The following is an 11453-nucleotide window of genomic DNA, read 5'->3' as shown; positions in this document are numbered from 1 at the left end:
ACCGCCTTGCCTACCGGCGTCAGCGACAGCATGGCCAGCTTCACGTGCTGCCAGGCGAACGGGATGCCGATGATCGTCACCGCGAGCGCGACGGCCAGGAAGATGTGATGCAGGGCCAGCCACCAGCCCGCGAGCACCAGCCAGAGGATGTTCAGGAGAAAGCTCGTCGCGCCCGGGTCGCGGTCGACGACCATCCTGCCGAACGGCCAGTAGCTGAAGCCCGCGATGCGGAAGGCCGCCGGCGTCCAGGGCAGGCCTACGATGGTGATCGCGAAGATCACCCCGGCCAGCAGCCACAGCGTGCCGGAGATCCAGCCGCCGAGCACGAACCAAAGGATGTTCAGCAACAGTCGCATGGCCCCTCCCCGCTCAGTCGCCGAACGGTAGGTTGAGCTCGGCCCGCAGGCCTTCGGCGCGCCAGGCGTAGACGATGTCGCCGCCCAGCTGGCGGGTGAGCTGCGAGATGAGGCGGGAGCCGAAGCCTTCCTCCGCCGGCGGCGCGACTGCGGGGCCGCCCTCTTCGCACCAGACCAGCGTCACGCCCCCGGCGGAGCCCTTGTCCCAGGCGATGGTCAGGGTCCCGCCTGCGGTGGAGAGCGCGCCATACTTGCTGGCGTTGGTGGCGAGCTCGTGGATCACCATGCTCATCGCCTGCACATCGTCGGCCCGCAGCAGGACGTGGGGGCCCGAAACACTGTATTTCCCGGGCTGCGCCATGGCGGCCAGTTCGCCCTCGATGACCCCGCCCAGGGAGGCTCCCTCCCATCGCCGGGCGGCGAGCGAGGTCTGGGCGCGGGCGAGGGCCTCGACGCGGCCGTCCACTACGCGCCGGAAATCCTCCAGGCTGGAGGCCGTGGTGAGCCGGACGAAGGACTGCACGACGGTGAGCGCATTGCGGGCGCGGTGGTCGACCTCGCGCATCAGCAGCTTGCGCGCCTCTTCGCTGCGGCGCTCCAGCACCTCGCCCGTCACGTCCTGGATGGCGCTGACGATGTGGGTCACCTCGCCGCCAGCGCCCAGGATCGGCGAATTGGTCGCCGACCAGTAGCGCTCGTCGTACCCGCCATCGGAGGTCGGCACGGCGTAGGCGCGGACGGCCATCTGGTCCGGCGCCCTGGCCGCGATGACCGCCTCGAGGGAGGTGCGGACCGCCTCCACGAACTCTGCGACGGCGGGCATGGGCTCGGGCGGGAAGACTTCCAGCACGCCCCAGCCCTGCAGGGCGTCTGGGGTCGTTCCGAAGGCGCCCGCGTGGGCCGCGTTGACGGCCAGCATGGTGAATTTCGGCGGATCGGCGGCGATCAGCAGCAGCGGCCGCGGCGACGCGTCGAAGACGGCTCGAAAGTCTGCCGGGACCGGTGGGCGGACGGCCTCGGTCGCCTCAGGTTCGGCCAGTCCGTCCAAGTCGAGCGCTCCCGAGTGCCGCAGTCCCCAAGCTCCCGATGCGGTGTCGACTGTCAAGCCGGGGGAGCCGCCCGCTGCCTGCGGCGGCGCAGGGCCGCGCCCATCCCGAAGAAGCCGACGATCAGCATCGCCCAGGTGGCGGGTTCGGGAATGCCGCCGGGGACGACGGGGGTCCCGGGCGGGGTGTCGACGATCACGATCGGCGGGATCACCGGTGGCGTGACCGGCGGCAGGATCGGCGGGATCACGACCGGCGGGATCACGACCGGTGGAGTCACGATGGGCGGAGTCACGATGGGCGGGCCCGGCGGCGTGACCGGGGGCTGGCCGGGGCCGCCCGGGGTTCCGCCAGGACCGCCGCCGCCGGGGAAGACGAAGCCGCCGGTGGGCGTGACGCCGCCGGGGCCGCCGGGAACGAAGTCGCCGGGGGTGAAAGTGTCTCCGACCGGCCCGGTCGGCAGGCCGATGAGCAGCGGGGTGGTTTCGGCGACGTCGACGCCGACCGGCGCGGCGGCGGGCCCCGCGAGCGCGGCCAGCAGCAGTTCCGGCGCCTCGGGCGTGTCGGTCGTCGCCGGCGTCATCATCGCCTCGTGGGTCCCGCAGGCGCGGGGCCGCAGGATGTAGTGCGTGCGCTGGGCGTGGACCTTGGGATGGACCGCCACCTTCACCCGATGAGGCTTGGGATGCAGCCTCGGCTTCACATGGCGGACCTTGTGGACCAGGCGATGCGGGGCTTTCGCATGCGGATGCGGGACATGGTGAACCGCCACCGCGATGCGGTCGAAACAGTCCGTGAGCGGATTTGCGGCGGCCGGCGAGGCGCCAAAGCCGATGGCCGCCGCCAGCACCGTGAAGGCCACCAGACGACCGAGGCGCCGACCGCACCGACCTCTGGAATCGAGACTAAGCCTCACTGTTCGGCCGCACTTGTACGGCTCGAGATCCGCCCAACATGGAACAACCCTCAGCCGACGCCCATTGTGGCGCTTCCTTAACGAAATGCAAATGGTCGTGCTTAATGGAAGGTTCCCGCCCTCCCTCGCCGCCTTACCGAATCTTATGAATTTGCTCGGGAAAGGCGCTGTTCAGGCGCAGCGGTCCGGCCCGCGCCGCGCCGATCCGCCGCAGCCTGGAGCGCCCCTACGCCGCCAGGCGATGGGGGCGCTGACGCAGGGCGGCGCCGAGGCCGAAGAGGCCCGCGACGAGCATCAGCCAGGTCGCCGGCTCGGGAACCCCGGAGGGACCGGCGATTCCCGGCGCGCCGGCAGGCGGGTCGATGATGTCGGGAGTCTTCGACGGGTTGGCGGCCAGCGGACCGGCCGTCGAGCCAAGGCCGGAGGCCGGGCCGCCACCGCCTGAGGCCGCGGAGGCCGCCGTCGCCAGCCCACCCGAGCCGGCGCCGGAGGCCCGGCCGCGGAGCAGGCCGTCGGGAAGCACGAACCCGGCGCTGACCGTAAATCCGCCGGTCGGCGGAGCGTCGGGGAGGACGGCGTCGGCCAGCGGGCCGGACAGCGGCAGGCGCGGCGCGAACGGCGGCGGCGCGGCGCTGGGCGTCTCGACGCCGAGCCACCCCTGGCCGGTGACGCTGGCCGGCGCGGACGGATCCTCCGGTCCGGGCGCCCACATCACCGGCCTGGACGGCGACATGTCCCCGATCGCCTTGTAGGCGGTGCACGGACGCGGCTGATTCATGGAGAGGATCAGGACCGGGCGGACGTCGAGAGCAGGCGCTTCCGGGCTGGCCGAGCCGGGCGACGGCTGCGGCTTGTTGTTCAAGATCACGGCGACGCGGTCGAAGCAGTTGTCGGCTGACAAGGCGACGGCGGGCGCGCCGTCGGCGGACGTTGCGGCTGGGGTCCCGGCCGCCGCCGGCCCGGCCGCCAACATAGCCGCCATGACGAGCGCCGGAGGAACCGGGGAGACCTTGCGGCTGCGCAAGTAATCAGGCCACGTATCGCGCCGAGGCCCTGCCTTGGACGAATATGCCGTGAACAGCGCCACGCTGGACATCCAACATCCTGGACCGGCAGAGCTGCGACAGCTCTGCAACGGACATTCAAATGGCCCAAGCCCGGCATAGGTTCCGCGCGGGGGTGCTCTGCAATACCGGGCTGTCTTCTGGACTGTGAAGCTTCGCCTTGGCTGGGTCCTGCCGGCCGTGGCGAAGGGCCGCCGACGTCCTTAACGGTCCTTTGTCGATTGCGTGAGATGTACTGGGCTCCAGTGCGAGGCGCACCAGACGGACGGTCCAAGTGGCGGGTTCAAACGAGCGCATCTACCGCAGCCTTCGGGGGCTGGAAAAGACGGCGTCCACCAGCCGGGTGCTGAACCTGGCGGTGCTGTCGGTGCGCAACACCGGCAACGCCGAACACCATGACGCGCCGATGTTCACCAGCCCAGTCCTGAACGGCGCGGTGATCCTGAAGCACCGCCTGCGCGCCGATGAGATCGACCTGTTCGACACCCGCCCGCGCACGGCGACCAAGCTGATCGTGCCCTTCGACCGCGCCGACCTGTCGCTGGGCGGCCGGGCGGTGTTCGTGGGCCAGAGGAGCTGGCTGCCGGCGCTCGCCGAACTGCGCGGCGGACCCGACGAGGACGGCATGGTGCGCGACATCGAGGTGCTGGAGGCGCTCGACCAGATGCCGTCGCTCGATCCCTTCCTGCTGCGCGAGCACCTGAAGCGCCGCGGCTATGAGATCAGCTCGACCTATTTCGACATTTCGCCGGGCGACGCCGACCGGATGCAGCGCTTTGTCGGCGGCGAGATCGCCCGCCTGATCGAGCTCGCCTACGGCGGCGCCGGCAGCAGCGGGGCCACGAGCCGCCTGGTCGAGGCCCTGCTCTCGTCCAAGACCGACGAGCGGCTCGAACCGCTTCGCCTGACCCTGCAGCTGGAGGGCGAAAGCTATCGCGAGGGCATCTTCAGCTGGAAGGGCTTCCTCTATTACAAGTGGGTCCTCAACACCCTTTGGCCGCGGCTGAAGGAGATGCTGGTGGAGGTCGCCGCGGTGCGGGTGATCGGACAGCGGGACCGCTACCTGATGGTGGCGATCGAGGAAGCCAAGGTGCGTGTGCGGTCCGCCCTGGAGACCCAGGTCAAGACCGTGATGGGCTATCTCAAGGCCTATGACGGGGTGTTCCAGCAGCTCACCGACGGCGACGCCATCGCCTTCCGCGACTTCCTGCTGAAGTCGCCGGGGCTGTTCACGGCGCTCGGCGAAAGCGCCGGGATGGTCAGCCACGTCGCCAGCTTCTGGCGCTACCGCTTCCCCGAGAACAAGCCGCTGATGGCGCCGAGCGACGAACTGCTGGAAATCCTGCAGGACTTCGAAGGCGGCCTCGGCGCAGACTCCCCGCTGAGCCACGCGGCCTAGGCGCCAAAAGCACGGTCGCCGCGACATCTCACCCCTAGGCGTGCGAGCAAGCTCGGCGTAGCTTATCCCCGAGGGGCGGCTAAGGAGCTGTCATAATGCGACTTTTGGGGGGTGGCGCAGTCCTGTGCGCCCTGGCCGTGGGGGCGGTTGCGGGACCGTCGGCCGCGGAGAACCTGGAGGCCTCGGCCTGGGCGATCACGCCCGAAGACGCGGCCTGCCACACCGATCTCGAACTGGTCGCGCGATCCGGCGCCGTCGCGCCCGTCGCCCTGGTCTCCGACGGCGAGCGCGTCATGCTTCGGTTCACCAGGGAGGGCGTGCCCAGCCAGGCCTTCCTGCCGATCCGCATCGACCGCAAGCCCTTCGCCAACCTGGTGCAGCGGACCGGCGAAGAGGGCCTGGCGGTGATGGGCCTGAGCGACGAGACGCTGAGCGCCCTGCGTCACGGCAAGACCCTGCAGATCGCCTGGCTGTCGGACGAGGCGGTGAGCGCCTCGCTGGCTGGCGCCGGCCAGGGGATCGCCGACCTCAAGACCTGCGGCGCGCAGGTGGCCGGCCGACGCCGGGCCCGCGAGGCCGAGCTGGAGGCGCAGCGGGCCAGGACCCAGGCCGACGCGCGCGCCGTGGCGGTGGCCGACGAACAGCTCGCCGCCGCTCGCGCCCAGACCGCCGCCGCCGAAGCCGTGCGCCAGCGCGCGGCGGCGGAGACCGAGGAGATGGCCGCCCAGGCGGAGCAGGATCGCGCCATGGCCGACGCCGCGCGGCGGCGCGCACTCGCCGACCAGGAGCGCCAGCGGGCGGTCGCGGCCCAGCAGTACTATTACTATGGCGATCGCCAGCCCGCGCCGCAGCCTCAGCCCGCGCCCTGGAACTACTACCGGCCCTACGACTACCCGCGCTGAGCGGCGCGTCGCCGCCGCGCAGATTTGCTGCTAAGCTCGCCACGCCTTCAAAGGAGACGAGCGAATGCTCAAGACAACCGTTGCCGTTGTGATCCTTGTAAGCGTGGCGTCGAGCGCGGGCGCTCAGGTCAATTCAGCCGATCTCAAGTGGGGGCCTGCGCCGGCGGTGTTCCCAAAGGGCGTGCAGATGGCGGTGCTGTCGGGCGATCCGGCGAAGGCCGGCCAGTTCGTGATCCGGCTGAAGATGCCGGCCGACTACAAGATCCCCGCGCACCACCATCCGACCGACGAATATGTGACGGTGGTGTCCGGCGATCTGGGCCTCGGAATGGGCGACAAGCTCGACCCGGCCAAGAGCGCGGCGTTGACGGCCGGAGGGTTCGCCGTGGCGCCCAAGGGCATGAGCCACTACGCCTTCAGCAAGGCGGGCGCGGTGGTGCAGGTTTCGGCCGAAGGGCCGTTCGGCATGACCTATGTCAATCCGCAGGACGACCCCACGAAGAAGTAGCGGCGCCTGGTCCGCCGGGTGCCTGGCTCAGCCCTGCGGATAATGGTCGGTGAAGCGGCCGAGCTTGCCGGCGTAGCCTGTCGGCGGCGGGGTGTGCCTGAACGCCTTGGGGTCCGGCTTGAAGCGGATCGCGGCGCCCCTTGCGCGCGAGGGGCCGCACGGCGAAGGTCGCCCCGCCCCAGTTCCGGAGTTCTTCGTGCGCCGTTTCCTCGTCCTCGCCGCCGTCTTCGCCGCCACCGCCGTCCATGCCCAGCCCATGCCCACCGAGCACGCCCTGCTGCACGAGATCGCCGGCCAGGTCTCGCCGGACCGCGAGCACGCCATCATCGCCAGGCTGGTCTCCTTCGGCACCCGCAACACGCTGTCAGACACCAAGTCCGCCACCCGCGGCATCGGCGCCGCGCGCCGCTGGGTGGCTTCGGAGTTCGGGGCCATCTCCAGGGACTGTGGCGGCTGCCTGATCATTGAAACGCCGGCCGAAACGGTCACCGGCCGCCGCGTGCCCAATCCCACCGAGGTGATGGACGTGCTGGCCATCCAGCGCGGGACCACCGATCCGGAGCGGGTGATCGTCATCTCCGGCCACATCGACAGCCGGGTCACCGACGTCATGAACTTCACCGCCGACGCCCCCGGCGCCAACGACGACGCCTCCGGCGTGGCCGCGGTGATGGAGGCCGCGCGCGTGCTCTCCAAACACAGGTTCCCCGCGACCCTGGTGTTCGCGGTGCTCTCGGGCGAGGAGCAGGGGCTCTACGGCGGCAAGGTGCTGGCCGACACCGCCAAGGCCAAGGGCTGGCGGGTGGAAGCTGACCTCAACAACGACATCGTCGGCAATTCCGAGGGCCTGGCCGGGACTCGCGAGACCACCCGCGTGCGGGTGTTCTCCGAGGGAACCAAGGCGGTGGAGACCAAGGAGGAGGCCGACAAGCGGCGCTACAACGGCGGCGAGGTGGACAGCCCCTCGCGCCAGCTCGCCCGGTTCATGGACGGCGTCGCCGACCGCTACCTGGCCAACTTCGACGTGACCATGGTCTACCGCACCGACCGCTTCGGGCGCGGCGGCGACCAGGTGGAGATGCTGAACGCCGGCTTCCCGGCGGTCCGCGTCACCGAGGCCAACGAGAACTACAACCGCCAGCACCAGGACCTGCGCACCGAGGGCGGCGTGCGCTACGGCGACGTGATCGAGGGCGTCGACTTCGCCTACCTGGCCCAGGTCACCCGGCTGAACGCCGTCTCGATGGCGGCGCTGGCGATGGCGCCGGCCCCGCCGACCGGGGTCGAGATCTCCGGCGCGGTCTCCGTCGACACCACCGTGAAGTGGAAGCCCGCGGCGGACGCGGCGCGCTACCGCCTCTGGTGGCGCGCCACCACCGACCCTCAGTGGCGCTACAGCCGCGAGGCGGCTCCCACCGGCGAAGCGGTGCTGCGGGCCGTCAACATCGACGACTGGTTCTTCGGCGTCAGCGCCGTCGGCGCCGACGGCTATGAGAGCCCCGTGGTGTTCCCGGGCCCGCCGGGCAGCTGGGCGCGTGAAGCGCCGCCGCCTGGGAAGCCATGACCCCGTCCCGGCGACCCGCCAGCGGCTCGAGCCGCCGGAGCTTGGCTAGTACTGCGTATGATGATGGTGGTGATGGTGGCGATACACCACGTAGTCGTGGTGGTGATGGTGGTGGCGATAGACCACGTAATGATGGTGGCGGTGATGCATCGGTCGCGCCGAGGCCGCGCCGGCCGGCAGGGCGAGCGCAGCGGCGGCCGCGAGCGCCAGGGTCACGAGTTTCAAGGTCCCTCTCCCAACTTGTGGTCGCGATTCGGCATTCGGACACAGGCCTTGCGGGCCGTCCATCCAAATGCCGCGGCCACTCTGCGGTAACCTGGGCTTGAGGGGGCGGGGCGGTAAGCTGGCGCGGGGAACGGGGACTTACCTGACATGACCTCCCATGCGCGCCGATGGCCCATCGCGATCGCAACCTGCGCGGCCCTGCTGGGCGCGCGCCGCGCCGACGCGGCGGTCTACACGGTCATCGGTTCGGGGCCGGACGCGGTCACCGTGATCGATCCGGCGGCCGTCGAGCGGGTGGACGCCGACGGCGCGATGCGCCGGGCCTGGAGCGTCAGCGTCAAGCGCAGCCTGGTCTCCGACGGGCCGCAGCAGCCCGGCTACGTGCGCATGCTCAATGAATACGACTGCGCCGGTCACAAGGTCCGTTGGCGGAGCTTTTTCGTCTATTCGCGGTTCGGCGCGCTGGTGATGCACAAGGACAATGCGGACGCGAGCTGGAAGCCGGCCTCGGACAGCGAGGCCGACATCGGCCTGCGCGTGGCCTGCGAGGGCAGTGCGGGCCGCGGGGCGATCGCCGCGAAATCCGTGAGCCAGGTGGTCATCAGCCTGATGCAGGGCTGGGACGCGGCCGCGCCGCTGCCGCCGCTGCAAGCCGTAGACCCGCCGCCGGGGAAGGCCGCGCATCGCGACAAGCCGAGCCGGCGGCGATAGACCTGCGCCGGCCGCCGCCGCGGCGCAGGATGCCGTCTTGAAGATCTCGATCGTCGCCATCGGAAAGCTCGCGCGCTCGCCGGAGACCGAGCTGGTGAAAACCTATGCGGAGCGGGCGGGCGCCGCTGGCCGCGCGCTGGGGCTCGGCCCCGTCGAGGTGATCGAGGTCGAGAGCCGCAAGCCCGGCAAGGCGGCGGAGGCCGAGGCCTTGCGGCCGCATCTGGCCGACGGCCCCCCAGGCGGCAAATGGGTCATCGCCTGCGACGAGCACGGCCAGGCCAGGCCGTCGCGCGCCTTCGCCGAGGAGATCGCGGCCCTGCGCGACCGCGGCGTGCGGCGGGTGGTGTTCCTGATCGGCGGGGCCGACGGCCTCGATCCGGCGCTGCTTGGCCAGGCCGACGGCAGGCTGGCGTTCGGGCCGCAGACTTGGCCGCATGCGATGGCCCGCGCCATGCTGGCCGAACAGGTCTATCGGGCGGTCACAATCCTGGCCGGTTCACCCTATCATCGCGACTGATGAAGACTGTTTCGATGAAGACTGGGCTGATCCTCACCGCGACGCTCGCCGCCCTTGCGCTCGGCGCTGCGGCATTGGGAGCCGTCGCAGTCGCCGCTACGGGCGAGCGGCTGGCGCGGCTGAACGTCGAGGAGACCGAGCTCTCGGCCGAGCAGGCGCGCAACATGAGCCAGCTCTCCCGCCTGCTCTCGATTCTGGAACAGCTGAAGCGCGACCCGCCGCCGGCCCTGCTGGTCTCGCCCAAGGACGCCAAGGACGCCGTGCGCGCCGCCATCCTGGTGAAGGCCATGACGCCCGAGCTGCAGGCCCGCGCCACCGGCTATGCGCAGGAGGCCGGCGAGATGATGCGCCAGCGCCGCCTCGCGGCCGTCGAGAGCGAGGCGCTGTTCACCAACGAAAGCAGGCTGGCCGAGGCGAGTCCGCCGCCGGCCGGCCCGCCGGCGCTGCGCGGAGCCGCGCCGGCGCTCGCCAACACCGCCATCAGCCCGCCGCAAAGGCTCATTAGTCCAACCGCTGGCCCCATCGTGCGGCGGTTCGGCGAGCAGCTTTCGAGCGGCGGCCGTTCCAACGGACTGACTTTCGCCGCAAGCGGCGGGGCCAAGGTCGCCAGTCCCGGTCCGGGGTTTGTCCAATATGCAGGCCCCGTAAAGGGTTGGGGCGTCATCTTGATATTAAGACTGGCGGGCGGCTACCATCTGGTGCTTGCTGGGCTTGACAGGACATCGGTCGCGGTCGGGCAATCTGTCGCGGCCGGCCAGGCTGTCGGATGGATGCCGGATGGCCGACAATCGGCCAACGGCGGGGCGGAAGACAAGAAAGCTTCCAGGGAACTTTACCTGGAGGTCCGGGAACAGGGAGCGCCGGTCGATCCGGGGCGTTGGTTGAATAAAGCGGGCTGAGCGCCCTGATAAGCGTTCGTAGGGGCCTGTTTCACAGCGGCTGCGGCCGCAAGGGAGCCTACGGCAGGCGATGAAGAAGTACCTCCTGATTGGCGTTTCCGCCTTCGTGCTCGGCGCGGGCTCCATGGCCTACGTCAGCCAGCACGCCATGGCGGCGGCGACGCCCAAGGCCAACACCTACCGCATGCTGGGGCTGTTCGGCGACGTGCTCGACACGGTCGAGCGCCAGTACGTGACGCCGGTGGACGACACCAAGCTGATCCACGCCGCCCTCGACGGCATGCTGACCTCGCTCGACCCGCACTCCGGCTACCTCGACCCCGAGGGCTTCGACGACATGCGCGATCAGACGCGCGGCGAATACGGCGGCCTGGGCCTCGAGGTCACCAGCGAAGACGGCGTGGTCAAGGTGATCTCGCCGATCGACGACACCCCGGCCGCCAAGGCCGGCCTCAAGCCCGGCGACTACATCACCGCAGTGAACGGCGACAGCGTGTTGGGCCTCTCGGTCAGCGACGCGGTCAAGCAGATGCGCGGCAAGCCCGGCGAGACGGTCACCCTGACCATCGCCCGCGAGAAGGCAGACCCCTTCGACGTGAAGGTGGTCCGCGAGATCATCAAGCAGAAGACCGCCACCGCCCGGCTCGAGGGCGACTACGGCGTGCTGCGCGTCTCCGGCTTCGACGAGAAGACCACCGACGAGGCGCAGGCCGCCTTCGCCGCGATCCACGCCAAGAACCCGAAGATGAAGGGCTTGATCCTCGACCTTCGGCGCAACCCCGGCGGCCTGCTTGACCAGGCGGTCGGCGTCTCCGACCTGTTCCTGGAAGGCGGCGAGATCGTCAGCCAGCGCGGCCGCGATCCGCGCGACGTGGAGCGCTACAACGCCCGGCCGGGCGACATCACCAACGGCCTGCCGATGGTGGTGCTGATCGATAGCGGCACGGCCTCGGCCGCCGAGATCGTCGCCGGCGCCCTGCAGGACCGCAAGCGCGCCGAGATCGTCGGCCTGACCAGCTTCGGCAAGGGCTCGGTGCAGACGGTGATCCCGCTGCGCGGCGGCATGGACGGCGCGCTGAAGCTGACCACGGCGCGCTACTACACGCCCTCCGGCCGCTCGATCCAGAAGACCGGCATCGAGCCGGACCTGGAGGTCGCGTCCACCAAGGACGAGGCCCAGACCATCGCCAACCACGCCTACCAGTTCTCGGAAGCGTCGTTCAAGAACGCGCTGAACGCCGAGGAGGGCAAGGTCCGCAAGGCCCCGCACGCCCCGGCCGAAGCGCCGCCGGACACCTTCGACGCCAAGAAGGACTTCCAGCTGGCCCGCGCCGAGGACGTGCTGC

Annotated in this window: 13 protein-coding genes; 8 read left to right on the top strand and 5 right to left on the bottom strand. The window is 70.5% G+C overall.

The genetic code is table 11. The features are described 5' to 3' along the window. The 4 genes from JWP28_RS18035 to JWP28_RS18020 form a co-directional block, all read right to left on the bottom strand. The coding region (locus JWP28_RS18035) for a YccF domain-containing protein (protein WP_299545087.1) at window positions 1-356 on the bottom strand (356 nt) is incomplete at its 3' end. A 13-nt stretch (window positions 357-369) separates the two neighbouring features. Then, the gene (locus JWP28_RS18030; RefSeq protein ID WP_299545085.1) at window positions 370-1404 is read right to left on the bottom strand and encodes an HWE histidine kinase domain-containing protein; all 1035 of its coding nucleotides are present in this window, start codon (window positions 1402-1404) and stop codon (window positions 370-372) included. A gap of 53 nt (window positions 1405-1457) precedes the next feature. Next, window positions 1458-2264 carry a PEPxxWA-CTERM sorting domain-containing protein gene (locus tag JWP28_RS18025; protein ID WP_299545084.1) on the bottom strand — a complete coding sequence of 269 codons (807 nt, stop codon included), beginning with the start codon at window positions 2262-2264 and terminating at the stop codon, window positions 1458-1460. 280 nt (window positions 2265-2544) lie between these two features. Then, entirely contained in the window at window positions 2545-3300 is a 756-nt protein-coding gene (locus JWP28_RS18020) for a PEP-CTERM sorting domain-containing protein (protein WP_299545083.1), read from the bottom strand. Window positions 3301-3656: 356 nt separating this feature from the next. Between JWP28_RS18020 and JWP28_RS18015 the strand changes: the two genes are divergently transcribed. From JWP28_RS18015 to JWP28_RS18000, 4 genes are all read left to right on the top strand, one after another. Then, on the top strand, window positions 3657-4781 hold the full coding sequence (locus JWP28_RS18015; protein ID WP_299545082.1) for a hypothetical protein: 1125 nt from the start codon (window positions 3657-3659) through the stop codon (window positions 4779-4781). 95 nt (window positions 4782-4876) lie between these two features. Next, window positions 4877-5683 carry a hypothetical protein gene (locus JWP28_RS18010; protein WP_299545081.1) on the top strand — a complete coding sequence of 269 codons (807 nt, stop codon included), beginning with the start codon at window positions 4877-4879 and terminating at the stop codon, window positions 5681-5683. A 64-nt stretch (window positions 5684-5747) separates the two neighbouring features. Continuing rightward, entirely contained in the window at window positions 5748-6191 is a 444-nt protein-coding gene (locus JWP28_RS18005; RefSeq protein WP_299545079.1) for a cupin domain-containing protein, read from the top strand. 196 nt (window positions 6192-6387) lie between these two features. After that, window positions 6388-7755 carry a M20/M25/M40 family metallo-hydrolase gene (locus JWP28_RS18000; RefSeq protein ID WP_299545078.1) on the top strand — a complete coding sequence of 456 codons (1368 nt, stop codon included), beginning with the start codon at window positions 6388-6390 and terminating at the stop codon, window positions 7753-7755. Between the two features lie 45 nt (window positions 7756-7800). Here the strand turns inward: JWP28_RS18000 and JWP28_RS17995 are convergent, their stop codons facing one another. Beyond that, entirely contained in the window at window positions 7801-7980 is a 180-nt protein-coding gene (locus JWP28_RS17995; RefSeq protein WP_299545077.1) for a hypothetical protein, read from the bottom strand. A 147-nt stretch (window positions 7981-8127) separates the two neighbouring features. Between JWP28_RS17995 and JWP28_RS17990 the strand changes: the two genes are divergently transcribed. From JWP28_RS17990 to JWP28_RS17975, 4 genes are all read left to right on the top strand, one after another. Beyond that, window positions 8128-8691, top strand: a complete 564-nt coding sequence (locus JWP28_RS17990) for a surface-adhesin E family protein (protein WP_299545075.1) — start codon at window positions 8128-8130, stop codon at window positions 8689-8691. A 37-nt stretch (window positions 8692-8728) separates the two neighbouring features. Beyond that, a complete protein-coding gene (rlmH, locus tag JWP28_RS17985) occupies window positions 8729-9208 on the top strand; it encodes a 23S rRNA (pseudouridine(1915)-N(3))-methyltransferase RlmH (RefSeq protein WP_299545074.1) in 480 nt (159 codons plus the stop codon). Between the two features lie 14 nt (window positions 9209-9222). Continuing rightward, on the top strand, window positions 9223-10107 hold the full coding sequence (locus JWP28_RS17980; RefSeq protein WP_299545073.1) for a peptidoglycan DD-metalloendopeptidase family protein: 885 nt from the start codon (window positions 9223-9225) through the stop codon (window positions 10105-10107). A gap of 70 nt (window positions 10108-10177) precedes the next feature. Beyond that, a partial coding sequence (locus tag JWP28_RS17975; RefSeq protein WP_299545072.1) for a S41 family peptidase occupies window positions 10178-11453 on the top strand: 1276 nt, incomplete at its 3' end.

Source organism: Phenylobacterium sp., assembly GCF_028290885.1.
Taxonomy (GTDB): domain Bacteria; phylum Pseudomonadota; class Alphaproteobacteria; order Caulobacterales; family Caulobacteraceae; genus Phenylobacterium.
Note: the sequence above shows the minus strand (reverse complement) of the source record. Positions and strands in the feature narration are given on the sequence as shown.